Here is a 25968-nt window from a genome sequence, read left to right on the forward strand (position 1 = left end):
TTCAAACACATAAAAAATATTGTACGCTAAATAAAAGCGATTGTACATGTATAAAAAATAGATGTCTTGATTATTTATAAAGACATCTATTCGTTATTGTATACAAAAGATAGGGAGAAGAAAATGATAAAATTTTACCTAATTACAACATAATGCTTACGATAATTGCAGATAAAATGCTAACGAGAGTTGCTCCGTATAGTAATTTAAGGCCAAATCTGGCAACGACGTTTCCTTGTTCTTCGTTTAATCCTTTTGCCGCACCTGAAATAATGCCGATAGAAGAAAAGTTGGCAAAAGAGACGAGGAAGACAGAAATAATACCAACTGTACGAGGAGAAAGGCTATTAGAAATTTTACTAAGATCCATCATGGCTACAAATTCATTCGTTACAAGCTTCGTTGCCATAATGCTACCAGCTGTGACAATTTCAGTACTTGGTACACCGATAAGAAACGCAATTGGTGCAAAGACGTAGCCGATTAATTGCTGGAAAGTAATGCCGAATATAATGAGGAATAGATCATTAATGCAGCTAATTAATGCGACGAATCCGATAAGCATAGCACCGACAACGATAGCTACTCGAAAGCCATCTAGAATGTACTCTCCAAGCATTTCAAAAAAGCTTTGCTTTTCGCCTTTTATTTCTAAAATATCTTCGTCATCCCTCACGTCGTAAGGGTTAATGATAAGTACGATAATAAAGCCGCTAAATAAATTGAGAACGAGTGCGGTTACTACATATTTAGGTTCGATCATAGTCATATAGGCACCTACGATAGACATAGATACAGTTGACATGGCAGATGCACAAAGTGTATAAAGACGGTGTTTTGGAATTTGAGCTAATTGTTTTTTGACCGTAATAAAAACTTCTGATTGGCCGACAATGGCAGATGCGATAGCATTGTAAGACTCTAATTTCCCAAGACCATTTATTTTGCTAAGGAAGTAACCGATCCAACGAATGAAAAAGGGCAGTATTTTGAAATGTTGCAATATACCAATTAAGACGGAAATGAAGACAATTGGTAATAAGACAGTAAGGAAAAATGGCATTTCACCTTTATTGGCAAGGCCGCCAAATACGAAGTTTATACCATCAGCAGCATACTCGAGTAGCTTTGTAAACAGACTAGAAATGACCCGAATAAGTATGAGGCCAAATTCTGTATTTAATAATAAATAGGTTAAAATTAACTGTATAATAAGCATGATGAAAATAGGTTTCAATTTAATATGTTTCTTATTGTTACTAGCAATATAAGCAAGGAAGAAAACAACGATAAGTCCTACGAAAAAAGTAATAAATTTCATAGTAAGCCCCCTAATAGAGATATTCTGCTATATATGTTTTTCATTTCAAGGGAGAATATGCATCTTTGGTAAAGAAAGGAATAGAGAGAGTATGAATATATGTAGAATACACCACGTTGCAATTATTTGTTCAAATTATGATGTGTCAAAAGATTTTTATAAGAGGATATTAGGTTTTAAAGAGGTAAATGAGGTATATAGAAAGGAACGAGATTCTTATAAGTTAGATTTATGTGTAGGGGGAGAGTATCAAATTGAATTATTTTCATTCCCAAGTCCGCCTGAGCGCCCAAGTTTTCCAGAAGCGTCTGGACTTAGACATTTAGCATTTGCTGTTACAAATATAGAAGAGGCTGTAAAACATTTAAACGAATGTGGTGTTGAGACTGAGTCGATACGTATTGATGAAATAACCGGAAAAAAATTTGTTTTTTTCCAAGATCCGGATGGTCTACCTTTAGAGTTGTATGAGGTTTGAAATTGGTGAATTTTATATAGGGTTGCTTTTGAGTAAATGAAGAAACTAAAGTGAAACTTCTTTTTTAAAGGAGGTGTCACTTTAGCTAAGAAAGCTAAAGGATATATGTGGATATTTTAAAATTACTGATGGTAGTCATTCTTATTGCATTAACAGGTTTTTTTGTAGCTGTTGAGTTTGCAATTATTAAGGTGCGTAGCAGTCGTATTGACCAACTCGTTAGTGAGAAACGACGAGGAGCATTGGCAGCAAAAAAAGTAACTTCAAATTTAGATGAATATTTATCAGCATGTCAGTTAGGTATTACAATTACCGCTTTAGGGCTTGGGTGGTTAGGCGAGCCGACTATAAAACATTTACTTGAGCCGTTGTTTTTAAAACTACACCTATCTTCTGCAATTGCAAGTACCGTTTCATTTATTATTGCTTTTGCAGTTATTACGTTTTTACATGTTGTTATTGGTGAACTTGCTCCTAAGACGTTCGCCATACAAAGAGCAGAGCAAGTTAGCTTATTATTATCGAAGCCACTTATTTATTTTTACCGAGTAATGTATCCGTTTATTTGGGCTTTAAATGGTTCAGCAAGGCTTGTAACAGGGTTATTCGGATTACATCCAGCTTCTGAACATGAAGTTGCTCATTCGGAAGAAGAATTACGATTAATCTTATCTGAGAGTTATGAGAGCGGGGAGATTAATCAAAGGGAATTTAAATATGTAAATAATATTTTTGAATTTGATAATAGAGTGGCAAAGGAAATTATGGTGCCTCGTACGGAAGTTGTAGGTTTATATGAGGACGAACCATTTGAAACACATATTAAAATAATCGCACAAGAAAAATATACGAGGTATCCTGTATTTGGTGAAGATAAAGATGAAATCATTGGAATGGTTAATGTAAAGGATTTATTTATTCGTTATATGGATGGTAATCGGGACGAGGAGTGCTCGATTATGCCATATACAAGGCCGGTCATTGAAGTGTTAGAAAATATTCCAATTCATGATTTACTATTACAAATGCAAAGAAAACACATTCCATTAGCTGTGTTGTATGATGAATATGGTGGTACAGCTGGGATTGTTACATTAGAAGATATTTTAGAAGAAATTGTTGGAGAAATTCGAGATGAATATGATGAAGATGAACATCCGCCTATAGAGCATATAAGTGAAGGGTGTAAAATTGTAGAGGGGAAAGTGCTTATTAGTGAAGTAAATGATTTATTTGGCATCCACTTAATCGCTGATGATGTAGATACAATTGGTGGCTGGATTATGGTACAAAAGCAAGTCGTTGCTGAAGGAGATATTATTGAAAAACACGGCTTTTCTTTTAAAGTTCTAGAAAAAGATATGCATCAAATTAAACGAGTGGAAATAAAGAAGGGAGAAGAATGATTTTCTATAAAAGATATATATAGAAAATTAAATGTTTGCGCTTTCAAAAAAGGTGCTATATAGTGAAGGTGGACACTGAAAAATTCTTCTGAATGATACTCGTATTTTTAGAGGGCGAATTTTTTAAATAGGGATTTAGAATGAAAAGTATAGGTGATGAAAATGATAGCAACGAAGGATATACGTATAGAAAAAGATTTTTTAGGTGAAAAGGAAGTACCAAGTAGAGCTTATTACGGTGTACAAACATTACGTGCGGTAGAAAACTTCCCGATTACAGGGTATCGCATTCATCCGTCACTCATTACGGCAATGGCAATTGTGAAAAAAGCGGCGGCACTTGCAAATATGGATACTGGTTACTTAGCGAAAGACATTGGACACGAAATTGCAGAGGCAGCACAAGAAATTGTTGATGGGAAATTTCATGATCAATTTATTGTAGATCCAATTCAGGGCGGTGCTGGAACTTCTATTAATATGAATACAAATGAAGTAATCGCTAATCGAGCGTTAGAACGTATGGGATATGAAAAAGGCGAGTATGCAAAAATTAGCCCAAATACGCATGTAAACATGGCTCAGTCAACGAATGATGCGTTTCCAACGGGAATTCATATTGCAACTCTTATGATGTTAGAAGAACTTCTTATTACAATGGAAGAACTTCATGCTGCTTTCCTTGCAAAAGCAAAAGAGTTCGATCACGTCATTAAAATGGGACGTACGCATTTACAAGATGCTGTTCCGATTCGTCTTGGACAAGAATTTGAAGCGTATAGCAGAGTGCTTGCGCGTGATATAAAAAGAATTAAACAATCTCGCCAACATTTATATGAAGTGAATATGGGGGCGACAGCTGTTGGTACGGGATTAAATGCAAACCCTACCTATATTGAACAAGTGGTTAAACACTTACGAACATTTAGCGGATTCCCACTTGTTGGTGCAGAGCATTTAGTTGATGCAACACAAAATACAGATGCATACACAGAAGTATCTGCAGCATTAAAAGTATGTATGATGAATATGTCTAAAATTGCGAACGACCTTCGTATTATGGCATCTGGTCCACGTGTTGGATTGGCGGAAATTCAATTACCAGCGCGTCAACCAGGTTCATCTATTATGCCAGGTAAAGTAAATCCTGTTATGGCAGAAGTAATTAATCAAGTCGCTTTCCAAGTAATTGGTAATGATCATACAATTTGCTTAGCGTCAGAAGCAGGACAACTGGAGCTCAACGTAATGGAGCCTGTGCTTGTATTTAATTTAATTCAATCTATCAGTATTATGAATAACGGATTCCGTGTATTCCGTGAATATTGTATTAAAGGAATTACAGCAAATGAAGAACTGCTGAAGCAATATGTTGAGAAAAGTGTTGGAATTATTACAGCAGTTAACCCTCATATTGGTTATGAAGCAGCGTCACGTATTGCACGTGAAGCAATTGAAACAGGAAAATCTGTTCGGGAGTTATGTTTAGAACATGGTGTACTGACAGAAGAAGAATTGGATATTATTTTAGATCCATTCGAAATGACGCATCCCGAAATTGCTGGTGCTTCTTTACTAAAGAATAAGAAGATGTAATGTGAAAAAACACCTCCATTGAATTTACATACGTAGTATGCAAATTCAGGAGGTGTTTTTATATCACTATTCAAATTTACTTTATGTTGAGAGGGGGGAGTTATATAAGACGAACAGCAATATAACAATACAAAACTTCTTATAAAAAGACGTTTTTGAATGGATTAAAGAACTACTTTAATGGAGGATGTTTTAGCATGCTTAATTCTTCAGCAGTTAACCTATTTCCACCCCAAGCTTTCTCTTTAATATAATCTGGGTCATTAAGGTAAGCGGAGAAAGTTACTTTCCCATCTTGATAATGATATACATAGTGAATGTTTTCTTTTTCATCATTTACGTACGTAAACAAGTTGTATCCGCCGCGCTTATAATCTTTTTTAAAATCGACGTATTTTAATTGCTTTTCTGTAATTCCTTGTTTGGATATATAGTTATAAATACTTTTTTTCGCTTGTTCTTTAGTAAATAAAATGTATACAGTAACTAAAACGATAGGAATTAGAATTGAGATTAATATAATCAATTTTTTGTTCAATCTTCCTTCCCTCCTAAATTTAACCATTAAAATGATTTATTAAGAAATTGAAAAAAGGAAAAGTCCCGATTTGTAACGGGACTTTTTCCTTCTTTATTATCACTTATTTTAATTTTTAAAAGATATTAAATACAGCGTTTAATTGAAGTAAGCTAATGATAGCTAAGAAGATTAAACTGTATTTCATTGCTGTTTTAAATAGGGCAGATTCTTTACCAACTAGTCCAACTGCTGCACAAGCAACTGCTACAGATTGTGGTGAAACCATTTTTGCCATTGTACCACCTACTACGTTTAATGCAACAAGAGTAGAAGGAACGATGTTTAATTGATCTGCAGTTACTGCTTGAAGCGGTGCGAATAATGAACCACTTGATACTACTGAACCTGTAATGAATACGCCAATCCATCCTAAGATTGGAGAAAGAATTGGGAATGCATTACCAGTAGAAGAGAATGCAAGTCCAAGTGTAGATGACATACCAGAGTAGTTTTCCACGTAAGCTAAAGCGATAACACTACAGATTGTATACACTGGAGCTTTTAGTTCTTTTATTGTTTCAACCATTAATTCTTTAACCATTTTACCTTTTACGCGGTACACGATAAGTGAAACGATAATTGCTAATACGATTGCAGTAGTTGTAGATGAGAATACATCAAATTTGAAAACCGCTGCGAAAGGTGTATCAGCTTTTGTAATTGGTGTAGTTTTCATAACAGCGTTATGAAGACCAGGGAATTGAATGTTAAATACTAGGTTTGCTAGTGCGCCATCCGGAGCAAATAAAGCTTTAATTGGTTTTAAATTAAAGATTGTTACAAATGCAGTTAAGAATACGAATGGAGACCAAGCATATAAAATTTGATTGAATGTATGAGATTCTTTTTCTTCTTGTTTTTCTTCTTTAGCAGAAGATTTTGGCTGCCAAACACGTAAGAATAATGCAAGAGAGATCATACTTACAACGGCTGCGAAAATATTAGTAAGTTCTGCACCTAAGAAGTAAGTTACAACGAACTGAGTAATTGCGAAAGAAATACCACTTACAAGAATACCTTGCCAAGTCTCTTTAATACCTTTAATTCCATCGACCATTGAAACAAGTAAGAAAGGTAATACAATACTAATGAATGGTAGAATAAGAACAGTTTGACGACCGATAGTTAATGCATCTAATTCAGTTAATTGTGCTGGTACTGTAACTGGGATACCCATAGCACCCATAGCACCACCAGCGATGTTTGCTACTAAACAAATACCTGCTGCTTTTAATGGATTAAAGCCCATACCTACAAGTAGTGCAGCTGTAATAGCAACTGGAACCCCTAGACCAGCTGCGCCTTCTAAGAAAGCACCGAAAGAATAAGCGATTAATAATACTTGTAAACGTTGATCATTTGTAATGCTTGAAATACTATCACGAATGATGTTGAATTGCTCTGTTTTAACAGTTAATTTGTAAAGGAAAATTGCTGCGATAACGATAGTACAAATTGGGTAAAATCCGGATAAAATACCGAATCCGGCAGATGCTACAGCTACTGTTGCTGGCATTTTATAAACGAATATAGCAAGAATAATAGCGACAATCACACTGTAAAGCCCAGCGATATAACTTTTCATTTTCAGTCCCATTAAACAAATGATGAAGCAAAAAATTGGAAGTGCTGCGATTAGAGCAGATAACCAAATATTGTTTAATGGGTCATAAATTTGTGTCCAAGTACTCATAATAATGACAACTCCTATCTATTTTATGTGAAGAAATTCACATTATTTGTGAAACTATTCACAATCAACTTACATGCTTAGTATATTCTCCTTCAACACTATTGTCAACGTAAAAAAGTATAATTATTCCATAATAGTGTTAAAAGAAATGCTTTGTTCATAAAGTGGACAAAAAGCCCACTCAAATCTATTTGAGTGGGTGAGATAAATGATTTACATATTCTTTTCTTATAGTTGTTTATACATTATTGATCCTACAGCTCTATAATAGAGACCGTCTTTGTATTAAATATAGAGCTGCAGAATGTACCGCTTGCCCTATTTGATCAAGTTAGGAGTGGGACAGGAAATGTATTTAATAGGAAGTATTCCATCATAGTTCAAGCTAGTGAATATGAATTAAAAAGTAATAAGTTAATATTTAATGTTACGGCAGCTCTTTTTACTGAAAATTCCTTTTAGCGTAACAAAGAGGTTAAATATAACCCAAATACGTTACGATAGGTTATCAATTATAGACGGTATTTTACAATATCATTACTGCACATTGCAATGAGGTAAAAATATAACAAAAAGCCTGATAAAACAACGTTTGCAAGCAAAGTATTTGCAGCCCGTTATTTTGCTTTTTCGTTATATCGTATAGTATAATATTCAAAATCAGCAAGGAATTTTTCCTGAGTCCTTTGCTGGTTAAGGTGGAAAAATTTTTCAGCTTTATAGGTTGATAAAGTTATGTCGTAACAGGAAATATAAGAACAGATATATAAATAAATAAAAAGAAAATAAAAACGAAAATGAGGGGAACTTTATGAGCCAAAATCAATTCGAATGTCGTATTTCAGAAGAAGATGTACAAATGTTAAGAGCGTTAGCGCATCCGTTGCGTCTACGCCTAGTAATGGAACTAATGCAACGTGGAACATGTAACGTAACACAATTACAGGAAGTGTTAGAAATTCCGCAATCAACAGTTTCGCAACATTTAACGAAATTAAAACAAAATAAAGTAGTACGCTTTGAACGACGAGGACTGGAAGTGTATTATCAAATTCATAATGATAAAGTAAGTGAAGTAGTAAAAACATTATTTTCTTAAAATTTGAATATTATGGAAAAAGACGTATGGGATCTACGTCTTTTTTTATTTGTTAGAAGGTGATATGAGAAAGAATGTTAATATGTAAGGAAAAAAGGCTAACCATTAAAATGTTGCTATATGGAATATATTCTAAAAGGAAAAGAAAAGATAGAAAGGAGTGTAATAAGTAAAAGGAGGGATAGTAGAATGGATGTAAAACGTGTGAAACAAATTTTATCTTCTTCAAGTAGAATCGACGTTACATATGAAGGTGTACCAGTATGGATTGAGAGCTGTGACGAGCAGAGTGGGGTTGCTCAAGTGTATGATGTATCTAATCCTGGAGAAAGCGTCCACGTGAACGTGACGGCTTTAGAGGAGAAGTAATAGAAAAGACGCTTCTAAATGTTTAGAAGCGTCTTTTTATTTCTTATTCCATCATATGTGCAATTTTCTTAGAGAACATAAGAAGTACTAATCCGAGTACGATTACGATAATACCGATACTTGCGAATACTTCTAAATATCCTAAAGATTGAGTGAAAGCAGCTAATTGTCCTGCTAATAAGTTTGCGAAGCCAGTACCAGCTAACCATACACCCATTAATAATGATGCTAATTTAACAGGAGCGATTGCACTTACCATAGATAATCCGATTGGTGATAAGAATAATTCACCAATTGTATGGAACATGTAAGTGAATACGATGAATAGTAAGTTTGCTTTCATTGTAATGTTACCTTCGTCGCTACCAGTTTTTAATACAGCTAAAGTTAGAACTAAATATCCAATCCCTAGTAAAATCATACCAAATGCCATTTTTGTTGGGATTTTTAAATCACCATTTTTTGTTTTCGAAAGTTTAATCCATAATGCAGAAACAGGTAATGCTAGTAAGATAATGAATAGTGGGTTTACAGATTGGAACCAAGGTGTTGGAATTGTAAATCCACCAATTGTACGATCCACAAACTTATCTGTGTAAAGTGTTAAAGAACTACCTGCTTGCTCAAATCCTGCCCAGAAGAATACTACGAAACAAGTTAAAATTAAAATTGCAGCAGTACGTTTTTTCTCTTGTGTTGTTAAAGGTTTTTTCTCGATTGCTTTTGCATTTTTTTCTTTAGATTTTTTCCCTACAACAGTTGTTCCGATAGACCCTAAGTAACGAGGTGCTAAGAAATTAAAGGCAAGCTGTCCAATAATCATACCGATACAAGCTGTTAAGAAACCGTATCTATAGTCTGCGAAGTAACCGCAAATGAATGGAGCGATAAGAGCACCTAAGTTAATTCCCATGTAGAAGATAGTGAAGGCACTATCACGACGAGAATCGTTTTCGCTATATAATTGACCTAATAAAGTCGAAATATTTGGTTTGAAGAATCCGTTACCAATAACTAATAATCCTAATCCTAAAAATAGTCCAGTTTTTGTGTTCATTGAGAATAGTACAAAGTTACCAATTGCCATGATGATACCACCAATAGTAATAGCATGGCGCTTCGTAATGAAATGGTCAGTTAACCAACCACCGATAATCGGTGTGAAGTATACTAACATTGTGAAAATACCGTAAATTTGAACTGCAACTGCTTTATCAAATCCTAAACCGCCGCTTACTAAGCTCGTTGTTAAATAAAGAACTAATAAGCCACGCATTCCGTAATAACTGAATCTTTCCCATGCTTCTGTAAAGAACAACAAGTATAACCCTGGTGGATGTTTTTTTGGTGATTGTTGCTCTCCAGCTTTGTCTAATTTTAAAGCTGCATCCATTTTTGTTTCCCCCTAATCCTGTATAACGGATATTTATGTAATCATTTTAATTTACAAAATATTTAGAAGTCAATAGAATTATATGGAAATAGAAAGAAAATTTCTAAAAAAGTTCTATTTTACTTCAACCGTTACTGTATTTTGCCCTGAAAACGAGATGATAAGCGTTTTCAAATGTAATAATTGAATTCTAAAAGAAAATAAAATAGTGATTAATCAGAAAATTTAGATTAAAATATTTATTCTGATATAAAGAAAATACATTCTATTTACTTTTATAATATAACATATTGGGAATGAAAATACAAAATGAAATAATGTGACATTTAAGTGAATTGAAAAATAACCAGCTCCATAGAAGCAGAGCTGGCTAAGGAAAGATTATTTAACAAAGCGTTTTTCGATATCATCTAATAGTAGGTTAGCAGCCATTACACCACCAGCTGTATTCCAAATCACATCATCAACTTTGTATGCTTTACCATTTTTTACTGCATTTAAGTTTTTAAATAGCGGATCATTGATATATTCTTTTTCTAATTCAGAGCCTTTTTTCTCGTTTCCTTTATCGAATGTGAAGTAGAATAATACATCGCCATCCATTGCAGAAATACGTTCTTTAGATACGTTACGCTCTGCGAAGTCATCTTTATTTTGATCACCAGGACGTTTAAATCCAAGTTCTTTTAAAATAACACCAGAGAATGTATCACCATGATAAATACGAACATCACCAGGCATGAAGCGAACCATAGAGATTTCTTGATTTACTTTATCACCTAGTTTGGCTTTTAAATCTTTCATACTTTTCTCGTAATCAGCTAAAACCTTTTGGCCTTCTTTTTCTTTATTTAATGCTTTCGCATAAAACTTGAAGTTATCTTTCCATTCACCACGTAATGTTTCAGAGAACACAGTAGGTGCAATTGCTTTTAGTTGCTCGTACACTTTTTCGTGACGCATTTTGTTACCGATAATTAAGTCTGGTTGTAAAGAAGCGATTGTTTCTACGTTCACTTGTCCTTCATCACCAACAACTTTTACATCTTTCATTTTATCTTTAATATGTGGATACCATGGATCACCAGTCCAAGATTTTACAGCCCCAACTGGTTTCACACCTAGCTCAAGTAAAGCTTCAGTTCCTTCGTTTGTTAAAATAACTACACGTTTTGGATTAGCAGGAACTTCTGTTTTCCCCATTGCATGTTCAACTGTAATCATTTCTTTTTTTGTATCTTCTTTCGTATTTGATTTTCCACAAGCACTTAAAAGTAGTGAAAAGGCTAGTAAAAATACAAATACTGTAAACGATTTCTTTCGCATGAAATTCATTATGTACCCCCTACATAGTGAGAATTTTTTTAATAGCAAGCATGATAATAATACTTCATGGCCTCATTGTCAATGAAAATAATTCTCATTTCCGTTGACAATGAGAATTAAGTTGAAATACACTTACAACGTATCATTATACATTGAAGGGGAAACGCTACATGTTATTAAAAACAAATCGAGCAAAATGGATTGGATTATTTGTTGGGATCATTGCAGTCATTACTTGTATTTGGGGAAGTATTATTTTCGGATATACAAATACGAGCTGGAAATTAGCGTTAGATGCTTTTTTTCATTTTAATGGTTCCAATGAACATATTATTATTCAAAATGTGCGTCTACCAAGGGCACTAATTGCAGCAAGTGTTGGTGCTAGTTTAGCCATTGCAGGTTGTCTTATGCAAACTTTAACGAAGAATCCACTTGCTTCTCCAGATTTTATTGGATTAAATTCAGGTGCTGCTTTCTTCATCGTTGTAGCAATTGTTATTTTTTCCGTGACATCACTATCAGCTTTCACGTGGATTTCCTTTTTAGGGGCAGCAGTTGCAGCTGTACTTGTATTTGCTTCTAGTTCTTTAGGAAAAGAGGGGACAACACCTCTTAAGTTAACATTAGCGGGGGTCGCAATTAGTGCGTTATTTTCATCATTAACACAAGGATTACTTGTTTTAAATGAAAAGGCGCTTGAAGAAGTATTATTTTGGCTTGCCGGATCTGTGCAAGGAAGAAAGTTAGAAATTTTACAATCTGTATTCCCGTATTTATTAATAGGCTGGATTGCATCTATTATGATGGCAGGGAAAGTAAATACATTGATGATGGGGGAAGACGTTGCAAAGGGACTTGGGCAACGAACGATTTTAATGAAATCATTCGTGTTACTTATTATTGTCCTGTTGTCTGGTGGTTCAGTTGCCGTTGCTGGTCCAATTGGATTTATTGGAATCATTACCCCGCACTTTTCCAGATTTCTTGTTGGAGTAGATCATAGATGGAGAGTGCCGTATAGCGGCTTGTTAGGTGCAATACTATTAATCTTAGCTGATATCGCAGCAAGATATGTCATTATGCCACAAGAAGTACCAGTAGGAGTTATGACAGCATTTATTGGTGCGCCGTTCTTTATTTATATTGCACGTAAGAGAGGGCTTAGCAAATGAAGAAGTATATTCCGTTTCGTATAGGAAAAGGCGGGCTCTCGTTTTTAATGTATAAACGAGCTTGTCTCGTCTTATTCAGTTTACTAGTTGTTTTAATAGGATTATTTTTTGCGAGTGCAGGTATGGGAGACATGAAAATTGCTCCTTATGATGTATGGCAAGCGATCACTGGAAATGGCGATGCGATGGCAAATATGGTTGTAAATAAGTTTCGTATGCCGCGTATTTTAATTGCTATTCTTGTAGGGATCGCACTTGCGATCGCAGGATGTATTTTACAAGGCCTCGTCCGAAATCCACTTGCTTCTCCGGATATTATCGGGATTACAGGTGGTGCAAGTGTTGCAGTTGTATTGTTTTTAGCTATATTTAGTGATAAAAATAATGCGCTAACTGTAAGCATTCATTATATGCCGCTAGCAGCCTTTGTTGGGGCAACAATTGTAGCGCTTTTTGTATATTTATTTGCATGGAGAAATGACGGGTTATCGCCGATTAGTCTTGTTTTAATTGGTGTTGGGTTTTGGGCATTAACGAAAGCGGCAACGACTTTGTTTATGTTATTAGCGCCAATTTATCAAGCAAGTCAAGCGAATGTATGGATTACGGGTACTGTTTACGGTTCTTCATGGCAAAATGTCATGGTACTTGCGCCGTGGGTTCTCATTTTAACGGTAATATCATTTATAGCTGCTAGACATTTAAATGCGCAAGAGCTAGGGGATGATATTGCGGTAGGACTTGGTGTTCCTTTAACGAAGTCACGCGTATTCATGTTATTACTTAGTACAGCTTTAATTGGTGGAGCAGTTGCCTTTGCTGGAGGAATTGGATTTGTCGGTTTAATGGCACCTCATATTGCACGAAGACTAGTTGGTTCTTTATATGGTGCATTACTCCCAGTTGCGGCGATTGTTGGTGCAATTTTAGTACTTGCTGCAGATTTAATTGGGCGTACAGTTTTCACCCCACTTGAAATTCCAGCAGGGGTATTTACATCAGCAATTGGTGCACCTTATTTTATTTATTTACTTTATAAAAGTCGGAATTCATAAAGGGAGATGAATATGCAAAAAGCATTGGAGACGAAACGTTTGACGTTGTCTTATGGTGAAACAATTATTATTGATGAGTTGAATTTAGAAATTCCAAAAGGCGAAATTACAATCTTCATTGGTTCTAACGGTTGCGGGAAATCAACTTTATTACGTTCACTAGCTAGATTGTTAAAACCAACAACTGGTGACATTTTGTTAGATAATCAAGCGATTCAAAGTATGCAAACGAAGCAAATTGCCCGTCAAATGGCAATTTTACCGCAAGGACCGCAAGCGCCAGAAGGTCTTACAGTATTGCAACTTGTAAAACAAGGGCGTTATCCATATCAAACATGGCTGAAACAGTGGTCAGAAAAAGACGAAGAAATGGTACAGAAGGCACTTGCAGCAACAGGGATGACAGAATTTGCTGAGCGTGATGTGCATGCTCTTTCAGGTGGACAACGACAACGTGCTTGGATTGCAATGACGCTTGCACAAGATACAGATATTATTTTATTGGATGAGCCTACTACCTATTTAGATATGACTCACCAAATTGAAGTGCTAGATTTATTATTCGAATTAAATGAAAAAGAACAAAGAACAATTGTTATGGTACTACACGATTTAAATTTAGCCTGCCGTTATGCAGACAATATTGTAGCCATTCAAGATAAACAAATATATGCACAAGGTAAGCCAGAAGAAGTAGTAGATGAGAAGCTAGTACGTGATGTATTCCGAATGGAATGTCAAATCAGTACAGATCCATTATTTGGGACGCCACTTTGTATCCCACATGGAAAAGGAAGACGTGTACGTAAAGAGGTTGCTCAGGCAATGAGATAATGAAAAAGACGATGAGAGGGTCATCGTCTTTTTTATTTTCGGCAAGAGAATAAGAGGAAGAGGGGGATACGTAAACGACGTTCATATTCTTCCGCGTTTTGAAAATAAGTTTGATCTGGTGTAGCTTCTTTTAAATTCGTAATTGTAAATCCAGCTTGTTGTAATAGTGTAAAATATTCTTCCGTTGTACGATGATATTTAATAACTTCTTGATCAATCCAAGGTTCAACCCGTTTGCCTAGTTTAAAGTAATCATCGACGAGCCAACTCGTTCTTTTTCCGCTCGTTTGCAAGCTTTCAAATGAAGAGGTAATAATAGGGTGTTGAACGCTAAAAGTAAAGGTTCCATTTGTCTTTAAAGTTTCGTACACATTTTGAAAAATGATAGGAAGATGTTCGATATAATGTAAGGCGAGTCTAGATGTTACTAAATCAAAAGTAGAAGGAGGGTATGTGTAGTCTTTGAGGTTTAAAAAATGAACGGCGCCATTTTTGTTTTCTAGTTGTTTTTTAGCTTTTTCATACATAAGTTCGGAGCCTTCAATACCAGTGTAAGAGTGGCAGCCTTTTTCTAATAACTCCTCACCGAACTTAGCATCACCGCAGCCTAAATCGAGAATTCGCTTTCCTTTAACATCACTAATGAGTTGAAAGAAGGCTGGTTTTTCAAGTGACTCATTTGGGCTATTTTCTCGATATCTTCGCTTCATATATTGTTCAAAAAATGCTTCGTTATTATATACATCAGATTCAGTAAATGCCATGATTGAAGCCCCCTTACATATTTTTTTTATTCTACCAAATATGAAAAGTAAATGATAGATTTCTTGTAATGAATCGTATATAATCTAGAATTGTAAGCGGTTACTTTAAACTATTTTTCTATAATAAATTCTGAAAACGTGTTAAGTTAGTAGAGGGATTATTAGAACTATTAAGACAATAATTCGCTTACATGAACGATGGGAGGCTTCACGATGTCTAGTAAAACACTTGCAAAATTTTTAGAAGAAAATTTAGAGGATTTAAAATCAAAGGGGCTTTATAACGTAATTGATCCGCTTGAAAGTTCAAATGGACCAATCATTACAATTGGCGGAAAAGAATATATTAACTTATCTTCAAACAACTATCTTGGATTAGCAACAGATAGCCGTTTGCAAGAAGCAGCAATTGGTGCAATTCATAAGTACGGCGTTGGAGCAGGAGCGGTTCGTACAATTAACGGTACTTTAGATTTGCATATTAAATTAGAAGAAACAATTGCAAAGTTTAAACATACAGAAGCAGCAATCGCTTACCAATCAGGATTTAACTGTAATATGGCAGCGATTTCAGCTGTTATGGATAAAAATGATGCGATTCTTTCAGACGAATTAAACCATGCTTCTATTATCGATGGTAGTCGTCTATCAAAAGCAAAAATTATCGTTTATAAACATTCTGATATGGAAGATTTACGCCAAAAAGCAATCGCGGCGAAAGAATCAGGTCTTTACAATAAATTAATGGTCATTACAGACGGTGTCTTCTCAATGGATGGAGATGTTGCAAAACTACCAGAAATCGTTGAAATTGCAGAAGAGTTAGACTTAATGACCTATGTAGATGATGCACACGGTTCAGGTGTACTTGGAAAAGGTGCAGGAACTGTAAAGCACTTCGGTCTATCTGATAAAGTTGATTTCCAAATTGGTACATTATCAAAAGCAATTGGGGTAATTGGTGGATATGTAGCAGGGAAACAAAACTTAATTGACTGGTTAAAAGTTCGTTCACGTCCATTCTTATTCTCTACAGCATTAACACCAGCTGATGCAGCAGCTTGCATGAGATCCATTGAAATCTTAATGGAAAGCACAGAGTTGCATGATCGTTTATGGGAAAATGGTCGCTATTTAAAACAAGGGTTAAAAGAACTTGGCTTTAACATCGGGGAAAGTGAAACGCCAATTACACCTTGTATTATTGGTGACGAAGTATTAACACAAGAATTTAGTAAACGTCTAAATGAAGAGGGCGTATATGCAAAATCTATCGTGTTCCCAACTGTACCTAAAGGAACAGGACGCGTTCGTAATATGCCAACAGCAGCTCATACGAAAGAAATGTTGGATGAGGCAATTCGTAAGTATGAAAAAGTAGGGAAAGAAATGGGCATCATTTAAGTAAAGACATCTTTTGAATAGCTTGCAAATGAGGAGTGGGGAAAATGAAAAAAATTCTAGTAACCGGTTCTTTAGGGCAAATTGGTTCTGAACTAGTAATGAAACTTCGTGATGTATACGGCGCATCAAATGTTATTGCAACAGATATTCGTGAAACAGATAGTGAAGTAGTAACATCTGGTCCATTTGAAACGTTAGATGTAACAGATGGACAAAAACTACATGATATCGCAAAGCGTAATGAAGTAGATACAATTATTCATTTAGCAGCTTTACTTTCAGCAACAGCAGAAAAAAATCCATTATTTGCATGGAATTTGAATATGGGCGGACTTGTAAATGCATTAGAAGCAGCTCGTGAATTAAACTGTAAATTCTTCACGCCAAGTTCTATCGGTGCATTTGGTCCATCAACGCCGAAAGATAATACGCCACAAGATACAATTCAGCGTCCTACTACGATGTATGGGGTAAACAAAGTAGCAGGAGAATTACTATGTGATTATTATCATCAAAAATTTGGCGTTGATACGCGCGGTGTACGTTTCCCAGGTTTAATTTCTTATGTAGCTCCTCCAGGAGGGGGAACAACTGATTATGCAGTTGAAATTTATTATGAGGCGATTAAAAAAGGCACATACACCTCATACATTGCAGAAGGAACATACATGGATATGATGTACATGCCAGATGCTTTACAAGCGATCATTTCATTAATGGAAGCTGATCCAAGTAAACTTGTGCATAGAAACGCGTTCAATATTACAGCAATGAGCTTTGAGCCGGAGCAAATCGCAGCATCAATTCGTAAACACATCCCGGCGTTTACGATGGATTACGCTGTAGATCCTGCTCGTCAAACAATCGCTGATAGTTGGCCAAACTCTATTGATGCAACAGCAGCAATGAAAGAGTGGGGCTTTAAAGCAGAATACGATTTAGACAAAATGACAACGGACATGCTTGCTAAGTTAAAAAAAAAGCTCACAGCTGAGTTAGTGATGAATTAATAGGAAGGGTCGATTCTTAGGAATCGACCTTTTTTGTTTGTATTTTAGGAATATACAAATAATTACAAGTGTGATAGAATGAGTTAATTTGTGTGTAAAGGGGAGACAGGGAATGGAGAAATGGGAGTTAGCAAAGGAAATTTACAATACGTCACGTTTAACGGGAACATTTAAACTTCGATCAGGACAAGTATCAAATCAATACTTTGATAAGTACTTATTTGAATCTAATCCAGTACTGCTAGTAGAAATTGCTAAACAATTGAAAGAGCTCATTCCTCCTGAGACAGAAGTGCTCGCAGGTTTAGAGATGGGAGGAATTCCAGTAGCAACAGCATTATCTTTACAAACAGGTATACCAGTTGTATTTGTAAGAAAAGAAGCGAAGAAGTACGGTACATGCAAGTTAGCAGAAGGCGTTGATATTGCTGGGAAAAATGTTTGTGTTGTTGAAGATGTTATTACGACAGGTGGTCAAATATTATTAAGCACGAAAGATTTAAGAGGATTAGGTGCGAAAGTCCACCATGTTCTAGGCGTGATTGAACGAACGAAAGAGGGAAAAGAAAACTTATTAGAAGATGGTTTACAGCTACATTCCTTATTTACAATGGATGAGTTAATTGAAGGAGAAAAGCAACATGCAAAGAGTTGATGTCGTATATGCACTAATACATGACGAAGAAACAGATAAAATATTGATGGTACATAATGTAGAACAAAATATTTGGTCATTGCCGGGTGGGGCTGTTGAAAAGGGTGAAACGTTAGAGGAAGCTCTAGTAAGGGAAGTAAGAGAAGAGACAGGTTTAACGGCTATGACAGGTGGACTTGTTGCGATCAATGAAAAATTCTTTGAAGAATCAGGGAATCATGCACTATTATTTACATTCCGAGCAAATGTAGTAACAGGTGAACTTATTGCAGAAGATGAAGAAGAAATTTCTGCAATAGAGTGGGTGGACAGAGCAATTGCAAATGAACGATTCCCATTCTACGATGGTGGATTTGAGGCATTATTAGAAGTAGCCATTCCATACAAGTTTCAGCCAGAAACAAAGTGATTGAAAGAAAAAAACAGGAGCGCAACGCTCCTGTTTTTTTTATTCAATCGTCTTCAGTAATAACTTTTTCAATAGTGGTTTAATCTTCAGACGTAAATCTTCAGCGTGATTTGCAACTAAGAAGTGATGGTTATAAATGTTCTTCATTAATTGATAAGTTGCTTCTTTCGCTTCGCCTTCTTCGATGAAAATACCGATTACTTCCATGCCGCTTTTGCGAGCAAGTTTGACAGCTTCGTGCGTATCTAAAATACCGTCTTGTTGATAGTCTAGAGCAGAAGGCTCACCGTCTGTGAAGACAAGTAAGAATTTATGCTTTTCGGGTCTTTTTGCAAGCTTTTCTGAAACGATACGAATAATATATCCGTCGCGATTATCTTCTTCTTCGCGAAGCTGCATAATTTCGGGACCAACGTTTGGTAACGTTGAGTTTTTATACGTTACAACTTCATGGATAACGTTCGGTTTATCTTCAGGTTTAGCACTAGAAGCATCTTCCCAAAATCCGCTAATAGCGTGCGGGATTTTTAAAGATTTCAACGCTTCATGGAATAGGACCACACTCTTTTTCGTTTCTTCCATTTTGTTATACATAGAACCAGAGCAGTCCACTAGTAGTTGGAATGCAACGTCGAGCTCTTGTGATTCTTGCCCTTTTTTATAAAACATGCGAGGCTGCTTTTCAGTATAAATACGAAGGAATTTCTTACGAAGTCTTCCGTAATATTTATCACTATTTGCATTCGTTTTATTTTCAATCGTTTTTTCGATAATTTTCTTTAATTCTTTTACATCTTTATTAACGACTGATTTAATAGCTTGGTAATCCTTTTTCTCGTCAGGATTTGGTTTGCGTGCTTCTTTAAATGTATGAGAAGCGCCAGTATTATACTTACCGTATGCACCATCATTTTGACTAGAAGCGTGAGAGGCTCTTGCTTCCTCTGTATCAGCACCATCAAAGTTGGATTGTGTACTTTTTTGAGAAGTACCTTGTACAGAGCCAAGCGCTTGGTCACCATCTTCTGATTCGCGAGCAGTATCACCCATCATATTTGTTTTTGTTCCGCTTTCTAATTCAAAACGTAAAAAGTTCTCATTTTCATTGTTTTTATTTTCACGGTGCCATGTAGAGAAGCTTTCATTCATTTTATTTTTATTCTCATCATCAACGATTTGTGTATCATCATTTGCTAATTTTTCGGGACGGCTGTCTTTTTCATCTGCAATAACAGATAAGTAGAGCGGAGCATGTCCGAAATAGTTGTTAAGCATATCACTTTCAAGAAGCTCCTCTAAACGATAGCGAATTTTCTCAACGATATACATAATATCTTCCGTATTACGAGCTTGGAATGTTTCATGCAGAATAGCTTCAATTTGCTCGAAATATTCATTATTAAACATTTCATATTTATCGCTCGTTAATGAAAGATAGCATAGACAAAATAGACGATCACCGTGATAGTTACGAACGCGATTGATTTTATTTTGTGAGCTAAAGTAATTGCGATACATTTCTTTTCTTCTTTTAAAAACATGCTTTGTGCCAGGGCGTAAGTTTTTTACGATTTCCTCAACACGTAAATCTTCTAATAGAACAAATAATTGTGTTAAAAACTTTTTTAAGGGTGATTCTTGTAATTCAATCGCATAAGAACGAATTAAAGTCATGTCCGAGTAATGTTTATTACCAAGTGCTTTTAAAAACACTTCGCTTTTTAATCCGATTACTGTATCCTCTTCTTTTCGATCATCCCAAAAGTGACTAATGACAACCTTTTTTTCAATTTCGTCGTAGTATGCTTTATAGCCATACTCAAGGTAGGCATCATCTTCTTTGAGAAGGGCATACATTAAGTTTTCCATTTGTAGAAACAGCGACGCATCAATTTTTTTGTCACTAAAAATTTGTCTCATGAATTATCCCTCAAAGAAATAACTTTCTGCTAATTCACGGACAGTCATTTGTTCTGTTTCATCGTTTAATTTTGCGATAATACTACGTTCAATTGCACGCATAACAGGAATATATACACCTAAATCACATGCATCGATAATGCCACGAATACTTGCTGCTTCTTCACTTACGCGGCCGTCACGAGCTAAAGGCATAAGATCGCTTGCAAATGCAACGAACTTTTCAATTGTTGTAACATCGTTTAATTTTGATTCTGCTAATAATAATTCTTTTAATGTATCACCTTGAATGTAAGGAACTTCAATAATAACGAAACGGTTTTTTAACGCTTCGTTTAGTTCACTTGTACCAACGTAACCTTCATTAATGGCAGCGATTACGCGATATTCGTCATCACCGTATACAACTTCTTGTGTAAACGGGTTTGTAATCATTTTACGGTAATCTAATGCACCGTGAAGAAGTGGTAACGTTTCAGGTTTTGCCATATTGATTTCATCAATATATAGGAAATGACCGTTCTTCATCGCTTTCATAAGAGGACCGTTAACGAAAGCAACTTCAGATGCGCCATCTTTCGTTTGTAGTGTGTTGTATCCTAAAATACCTTCTACATCTAGGTCGACAGAACAGTTAATGCTATGCATTGGTTTTTGGAATAAAGAAGAAAGCGTTTCAGCTAGTACTGTTTTACCACTACCAGTTGGTCCTTTTAATAGAATGTTTTTGCCAAGAAGAAGTGCTGTAATAGCATCTTCGATAATGCTATTATCAGATGCTTTATATATTTTTGTACCGATTAAATGTGCATTTTCACCAGCTTTTTGCTTATTCTTTTCGTGAATTGTAGAAAGCTGCTGTTTTAAATCAGCATGTATATGAAATTGTTCTAACATGTATTTCCCACCTAACATTATTTTCATAAAGTAATACATCTTATGATAACTTGTTTTAATATGGTATGCAAAGAAAAGGGGAGGGGACAAATATAAAAGAAAAAGCAATCAATTGTACATTGATTGCTTATAGTAAAGGAGAAATGAGCCTCATAAAAGACTCTAATATTCGTTTTTTGATACTTCTTTTTTGGAAAGCGTTCCATTTAATTTCAGTGGAATGCTTAAAGTCTTCTTCAAAATCACGTTTAATATCATGAACAGTTTTTGATTCATACAGTACGCTAATAATTTCGTAATTCAATTCAAAGCTTCGTACATCCATATTTGCTGTTCCGATTGTTGCAATTTTATCATCAACAAGTACAAGTTTTGCATGCATAAAGCCATCTTTATAACTATAGATGGAGGCGCCAGCTTTTAAAAGTGGAGTGAAGTAGGATTGGGATGCTTGATCACTAATAATACTATCACTTTTACCAGGATATAAAATGCGTACATCTATGCCAGATATTGCACTTAAACGTAATAATGTTAAAGTTTCTTGATCTGGAATAAAATATGGTGTAGCAATCCAAATAGATTTTTTTGCAGAGCCCATAATAGCTAATAACGTATTACGAATGCTCTTATCATCTGAGCTTGGCCCGCTTGCTACAATTTGCACAGCACCTTCTGAACTTGAAACTTCTTTACCTGGGAAGTATTGTCTATTCATAAATTGATCCCAGGAATAGGTTTTCAAACCACTAGATGCATAGAGCCAGTCCTCTAGAAAAATTGCTTGTAATTTATATAACGCTTTTCCTTCGATTTTTAAATGACTATCACGCCAAACGGGAAACTTTTTTGAACGGCCAAGATATTCATCACCGACATTAAGTCCTCCAGTAAAACCAATTTCTCCATCGACAATGACGATTTTACGGTGGTTACGATAATTAACTGTTTCAAGTAACCAAGCTGAAAAAATAGGGTCAAATTCAACAATTTCAATCCCAGCTTCTTTCATAGGTTTTAAAAAGCGTCTTCTTAACGTATTACTTCCTAATCCATCATAAAGGAAGCGTACAATAACACCAGCTTTTGCTTTGTTTATTAAAGCATCCCGGACTTTTGTACCAATCTCATCAGATTTATAAATATAGTATTGAATATGTATGTGATGTTTTGCTTGCTCGATAGCTTGCAAAATTTCTGAAAATGTTTGATCTCCGTTTGTTAAAAGTTTTGTAGTTGTTCTATCTGCGGCAGGCCCGCCTCCAAATTTTTGTACAACTTCTGTTAAATGGGTAGAGCGTTCACTTAATGGGACTTTGAGTGATAACTCTAGTCGTCTTCCTTCTAATATTTCACGGAATAATTTTCTTTGTTCTTCTGAACGATGGAGATGCTTTTTTCTTCTCCAACGGCTACGCCCGAAAATAGAGTATAAAAGTACACCTACAACGGGAAGAAGTGCTAATACTAAAAACCACGCTAAAGTACTTTGAGGAGACCTATTTTCGATAAAAATAACGAATGAAATTCCTACAATTGTGATGGACCAGAGAACGCCGACAAATGTATATAACGAAATATACGATGTATTTAATAGGAAAAGAACGATAGATACAATTGTAAATATTAATAGTAATTGGACAATAGGTTTCTTCATTTCTATATAATTCCTCTAATCTTTCTTCAATATAGACTTCCTAAATAGCGGATGTAATGTGACATTTTTATTATAAATTGTTTTCTGTTTTTTACAAAATGTAGGTATTTCCCCATACTTTCCGCATTTGTCCTACATACAGTGTATTGTTACGTTTTTAAAGAGAAAAGGAGGGTGAATAAAATGTATGGGCGTCCAATTGGAGGATTTGGTCACGGTGGTTTTCATGGTGGTTTTGGACATTCACCATTTTTTGGTGGGGGGTTCTTCCCAGGTTTTGTAGCAGGTGCTTTACTCAGCCCTGGGTTTGGTTATGGTGGATATGGTTATCCGTATTACTCGGATTATTCTTATTATACAGGTTACCAACAAGATCCGTATTATTCATACAATACCTATTAAGATGAGAACATGAAAAAGGAGAGGGAAAACATGAATTATATAGAAAATAACGGATTGTATTATCGTCATAATCATGGAGGTCATCATCATAATGGGGGACATCACCACCATGGAGGGCACAATCACCATGATTACCACCATCATCATCACGGAGGTGGATGGGGCTGGGGTGGAGGCTCATGGGGCGGTGGATTTTTCCCTGGAAGTTTTGCTGGAGGTGTGTTAGGTGGGCTTACAGCAGGTGCATTAACGGGTGCAGCAGGTGGAGGATACTATCCAGCACCGTACCCAGTAACTTATCCAGCGCCATATCCAGTTTCATATCCAACACCATATCCGTATTAAATAAAAAAAGAGGCTATCCTCTTTTTTTATTTAATACGGTATTTATTTATAAAATACTTCCAAAATTAAGGTGAAAATATGTTAATATTTTGTTATTATAATTCAAAAAACATATATAATAATTTTAATTTATCACGCATTAACGGGCAGTAAGACCCCCACCTCAAAATTCAGCGGAAGCAAAGAAGTTAGGCGGAGATCAACACCCCCCACTAATTAAAGTTTCACTTTATATATATGTTCCTGAAGAGTTGTATAGAGTTAGCTATAAGAAACTACTACGTATAATTGAAACGGTATTATATTGCTTTTTATTACAAATAATATTATGTTATTTTAATCGGCATATTTCAAAACATGATGTATGTAAAGGGCGATTATTAGGAAATGAAATATCTCTATTTCTATGAAAAGAAACAAGTTGTGTTTTAGTCAGATAGGAAGCAAGGAGAGATGCGCATGCTAGAACAAAGAGGTCATGCATTATATGAATCTTCATTGCGAGATTTAAAGTTAGCATTAGATGAGTCTTCAATTGTTGCGATTACAGACCGAAAGGGTCTTATTACATATGTAAATGATAAGTTTTGTGAAATCTCCAAATATACACGAGAAGAGTTAATAGGGAAAGATCATCGTATTTTAAATTCAGGACATCACCCGAAAACATTTTTTCAAATGCTATGGAAGCGTATTTTGAGCGGAAAAGTATGGAGAGGTGAGATTCGAAATCAAGCAAAAGATGGTACATATTATTGGGTTAAAACAACAATTGTTCCATTTTTAAATGAAAAAGGAGAGCCCTATCAATTTATTGCGATCCGAAATGATATTAGTAGTAGGAAAGAAGCAGAACAGAGGTTACGGTTAAGCGAAAGTCGTTATAGGGAGCTTGCGTATCATGATGCTTTAACGAGTTTACCGAACCGTCTACAATTAATAACGACTGTTAACGAATTAATTGCAGATAAAAGAGAGTTTGGTATGATTTATTTTGATTTGGATCGTTTTAAATTAGTAAACGATACGCTAGGTCATATGATAGGAGATTTACTTTTAAGCGAAGTTGCTTCACGGTTGCATTATGTGCTAGGAGAGAAAGATGTTCTGGCTAGGCTGGGTGGCGACGAATTTGTGTTGTTAACAAAAAATCATACACAAGATGAGATGAGGCAGCTAGCGACATCCGTGTTGTCATGCTTTCAGGCGCCATTTATACTTGAAGGTCATGAAGTATACATTTCAGCTAGTCTAGGACTGTGCTCATATCCGCAAGATGGACAAGATGTAGAAACTCTATTGAAGAATTCAGATTTAGCTATGTATAGTGCGAAAGAACAGGGAAGAAATGCAGCGTGCTTCTTTACAGATGAGTTACGTGCGAAAATAAATCGTAGAATGAAAATTGAATTTGCTTTGCAAAAGGCAATTCGTGATGAAGAGTTAGAGGTGGCGTTGCAGCCTATTATTGATTTGAAAACGAAGAAATATACTGGTATTGAAGCTTTAGCACGTTGTTCAACAGAAGAAGGACCGATTTCGCCAGACGAATTTATCCCAGTAGCTGAAGAATCTGGACTTATTATAAAATTAGGAGACTGGGTATTAGAAAAGTCATGTCGCTTGTTTAAAACATTGCCAGAGTACGAAGAAGGACTAAAGTTATCTGTGAATTTATCCATACAACAATTAATGCAAAAGCGTTTTATTTTATCTGTACGTAGCATTTTAAAGAGAACTGGATTTCCACCGAATCGTTTAATTTTAGAAATAACGGAAAGCATTGCTGTTCGTCATTTTGATTATATTATTGCTACATTACAAGAATTAAGAAATATGGGTATTTTAATTGCTTTAGATGATTTCGGAACGGGTTATTCTTCCTTATATTATTTAAAACAACTACCGCTGGATATAGTAAAAATTGATCGTAATTTTATTCGTGAATTTCATTATGATCATGCACAGCCAGAGCGAACGATTGTAAAATCTGTTATTGAAATTGCCCATAGCTTACATTTAGCAGTAGTTGCTGAAGGGGTAGAGACAGTAGAGCAAGAAAGTTTATTACAATCTATGGGTTGTGATTATGTGCAAGGATTTTATTATGCGAAACCTTTATCTGTAGGAGAGTTAAAAGAAAAGTTAACTACAGATTTCATATAAAAAAGAGAAGCGTA

At 35.4% G+C, this 25968-nt stretch carries 24 protein-coding genes; 15 read left to right on the forward strand and 9 right to left on the reverse strand.

Features of this window, described 5'->3' with window-relative positions; translation table 11 throughout:
* Positions 1-142: 142 nt before the first annotated feature.
* Positions 143-1321, reverse strand: a complete 1179-nt coding sequence (locus PDQ68_RS15695) for a NupC/NupG family nucleoside CNT transporter (protein ID WP_270786886.1) — start codon at positions 1319-1321, stop codon at positions 143-145.
* 91 nt (positions 1322-1412) lie between these two features.
* On the opposite strand from PDQ68_RS15695, the gene gloA2 reads away from it, so the two are divergent.
* The 3 genes from gloA2 to aspA all read left to right on the forward strand — a co-directional run bounded on the left by gloA2 (position 1413) and on the right by aspA (position 4801).
* Complete coding sequence (gloA2, locus tag PDQ68_RS15700; RefSeq protein ID WP_061183785.1) at positions 1413-1799, forward strand: SMU1112c/YaeR family gloxylase I-like metalloprotein; 387 nt, start codon at positions 1413-1415, stop codon at positions 1797-1799.
* Between the two features lie 107 nt (positions 1800-1906).
* On the forward strand, positions 1907-3205 hold the full coding sequence (locus tag PDQ68_RS15705; RefSeq protein ID WP_000353306.1) for a hemolysin family protein: 1299 nt from the start codon (positions 1907-1909) through the stop codon (positions 3203-3205).
* 162 nt (positions 3206-3367) lie between these two features.
* On the forward strand, positions 3368-4801 hold the full coding sequence (gene aspA, locus PDQ68_RS15710; RefSeq protein WP_000562153.1) for an aspartate ammonia-lyase: 1434 nt from the start codon (positions 3368-3370) through the stop codon (positions 4799-4801).
* 172 nt (positions 4802-4973) lie between these two features.
* Here aspA and PDQ68_RS15715 read toward each other — a convergent pair whose 3' ends face one another.
* Entirely contained in the window at positions 4974-5339 is a 366-nt protein-coding gene (locus PDQ68_RS15715) for a DUF3139 domain-containing protein (RefSeq protein ID WP_001035535.1), read from the reverse strand.
* Between the two features lie 115 nt (positions 5340-5454).
* Positions 5455-7074, reverse strand: a complete 1620-nt coding sequence (locus tag PDQ68_RS15720; RefSeq protein WP_016716437.1) for an L-lactate permease — start codon at positions 7072-7074, stop codon at positions 5455-5457.
* An 811-nt stretch (positions 7075-7885) separates the two neighbouring features.
* On the opposite strand from PDQ68_RS15720, the gene PDQ68_RS15725 reads away from it, so the two are divergent.
* Together PDQ68_RS15725 and PDQ68_RS15730 are read left to right on the forward strand one after the other, a co-directional pair.
* Complete coding sequence (locus tag PDQ68_RS15725; RefSeq protein ID WP_000081429.1) at positions 7886-8173, forward strand: ArsR/SmtB family transcription factor; 288 nt, start codon at positions 7886-7888, stop codon at positions 8171-8173.
* Positions 8174-8362: 189 nt separating this feature from the next.
* On the forward strand, positions 8363-8542 hold the full coding sequence (locus PDQ68_RS15730) for an acid-soluble spore protein H (RefSeq protein ID WP_000382683.1): 180 nt from the start codon (positions 8363-8365) through the stop codon (positions 8540-8542).
* A 43-nt stretch (positions 8543-8585) separates the two neighbouring features.
* Here PDQ68_RS15730 and PDQ68_RS15735 read toward each other — a convergent pair whose 3' ends face one another.
* Positions 8586-9935, reverse strand: coding sequence for a peptide MFS transporter (locus PDQ68_RS15735; RefSeq protein WP_000338308.1), 1350 nt, complete (start codon positions 9933-9935; stop codon positions 8586-8588).
* Between the two features lie 381 nt (positions 9936-10316).
* Complete coding sequence (locus tag PDQ68_RS15740; protein WP_061183786.1) at positions 10317-11270, reverse strand: ABC transporter substrate-binding protein; 954 nt, start codon at positions 11268-11270, stop codon at positions 10317-10319.
* A 161-nt stretch (positions 11271-11431) separates the two neighbouring features.
* Here PDQ68_RS15740 and PDQ68_RS15745 point away from each other — a divergent pair, with 161 nt between their 5' ends.
* Genes PDQ68_RS15745 through PDQ68_RS15755 form a run of 3 tightly spaced genes read left to right on the forward strand, consistent with a single transcriptional unit; the run spans position 11432 to position 14325 of the window.
* Complete coding sequence (locus tag PDQ68_RS15745; protein WP_016716439.1) at positions 11432-12436, forward strand: FecCD family ABC transporter permease; 1005 nt, start codon at positions 11432-11434, stop codon at positions 12434-12436.
* Positions 12433-13491, forward strand: coding sequence for a FecCD family ABC transporter permease (locus tag PDQ68_RS15750; protein ID WP_016716440.1), 1059 nt, complete (start codon positions 12433-12435; stop codon positions 13489-13491). The genes PDQ68_RS15745 and PDQ68_RS15750 overlap by 4 nt, the downstream gene beginning before the upstream one ends.
* 12 nt (positions 13492-13503) lie before the next feature.
* Positions 13504-14325 carry an ABC transporter ATP-binding protein gene (locus tag PDQ68_RS15755; protein WP_001167956.1) on the forward strand — a complete coding sequence of 274 codons (822 nt, stop codon included), beginning with the start codon at positions 13504-13506 and terminating at the stop codon, positions 14323-14325.
* A gap of 32 nt (positions 14326-14357) precedes the next feature.
* Here PDQ68_RS15755 and PDQ68_RS15760 read toward each other — a convergent pair whose 3' ends face one another.
* Positions 14358-15089 carry a class I SAM-dependent DNA methyltransferase gene (locus PDQ68_RS15760; RefSeq protein WP_016716441.1) on the reverse strand — a complete coding sequence of 244 codons (732 nt, stop codon included), beginning with the start codon at positions 15087-15089 and terminating at the stop codon, positions 14358-14360.
* 213 nt (positions 15090-15302) lie between these two features.
* Here PDQ68_RS15760 and PDQ68_RS15765 point away from each other — a divergent pair, with 213 nt between their 5' ends.
* The 4 genes from PDQ68_RS15765 (at position 15303) to PDQ68_RS15780 (ending at position 18567) form a co-directional block, all read left to right on the forward strand.
* Positions 15303-16493: a glycine C-acetyltransferase gene (locus PDQ68_RS15765; protein ID WP_000095907.1), complete on the forward strand. Its 1191-nt coding sequence runs from the start codon at positions 15303-15305 to the stop codon at positions 16491-16493.
* A gap of 44 nt (positions 16494-16537) precedes the next feature.
* The gene (locus PDQ68_RS15770; protein WP_000723136.1) at positions 16538-17503 is read left to right on the forward strand and encodes an L-threonine 3-dehydrogenase; all 966 of its coding nucleotides are present in this window, start codon (positions 16538-16540) and stop codon (positions 17501-17503) included.
* A gap of 112 nt (positions 17504-17615) precedes the next feature.
* Positions 17616-18158 (forward strand): orotate phosphoribosyltransferase, encoded by a 543-nt coding sequence (gene pyrE, locus PDQ68_RS15775; RefSeq protein ID WP_000417034.1) that lies wholly within the window; start codon positions 17616-17618, stop codon positions 18156-18158.
* Entirely contained in the window at positions 18145-18567 is a 423-nt protein-coding gene (locus PDQ68_RS15780; RefSeq protein ID WP_001189933.1) for an NUDIX hydrolase, read from the forward strand. Before pyrE ends, PDQ68_RS15780 begins: the two co-directional genes overlap by 14 nt.
* A 39-nt stretch (positions 18568-18606) precedes the next feature.
* On the opposite strand, the gene PDQ68_RS15785 is transcribed toward PDQ68_RS15780, so the two are convergent.
* The 3 genes from PDQ68_RS15785 to PDQ68_RS15795 form a co-directional block, all read right to left on the reverse strand.
* A complete protein-coding gene (locus PDQ68_RS15785; RefSeq protein WP_061183787.1) occupies positions 18607-20487 on the reverse strand; it encodes a vWA domain-containing protein in 1881 nt (626 codons plus the stop codon).
* 3 nt (positions 20488-20490) lie between these two features.
* Positions 20491-21384 (reverse strand): ATP-binding protein, encoded by an 894-nt coding sequence (locus PDQ68_RS15790; protein ID WP_016716445.1) that lies wholly within the window; start codon positions 21382-21384, stop codon positions 20491-20493.
* 127 nt (positions 21385-21511) lie between these two features.
* Positions 21512-23041, reverse strand: coding sequence for a cardiolipin synthase (locus PDQ68_RS15795; RefSeq protein WP_061183788.1), 1530 nt, complete (start codon positions 23039-23041; stop codon positions 21512-21514).
* Positions 23042-23224: 183 nt separating this feature from the next.
* On the opposite strand from PDQ68_RS15795, the gene PDQ68_RS15800 reads away from it, so the two are divergent.
* The 3 genes from PDQ68_RS15800 (at position 23225) to PDQ68_RS15810 (ending at position 25954) form a co-directional block, all read left to right on the forward strand.
* A complete protein-coding gene (locus PDQ68_RS15800) occupies positions 23225-23443 on the forward strand; it encodes a hypothetical protein (RefSeq protein WP_000274348.1) in 219 nt (72 codons plus the stop codon).
* A 30-nt stretch (positions 23444-23473) separates the two neighbouring features.
* Positions 23474-23788: a hypothetical protein gene (locus PDQ68_RS15805; RefSeq protein ID WP_061183789.1), complete on the forward strand. Its 315-nt coding sequence runs from the start codon at positions 23474-23476 to the stop codon at positions 23786-23788.
* Between the two features lie 459 nt (positions 23789-24247).
* Positions 24248-25954 (forward strand): putative bifunctional diguanylate cyclase/phosphodiesterase, encoded by a 1707-nt coding sequence (locus tag PDQ68_RS15810; RefSeq protein WP_016716448.1) that lies wholly within the window; start codon positions 24248-24250, stop codon positions 25952-25954.
* Positions 25955-25968 lie beyond the last annotated feature (14 nt).

The organism is Bacillus cereus group sp. Bc010, from assembly GCF_027716745.1.
In the GTDB taxonomy this organism is placed as follows: Bacteria; Bacillota; Bacilli; order Bacillales; family Bacillaceae_G; genus Bacillus_A; species Bacillus_A pacificus.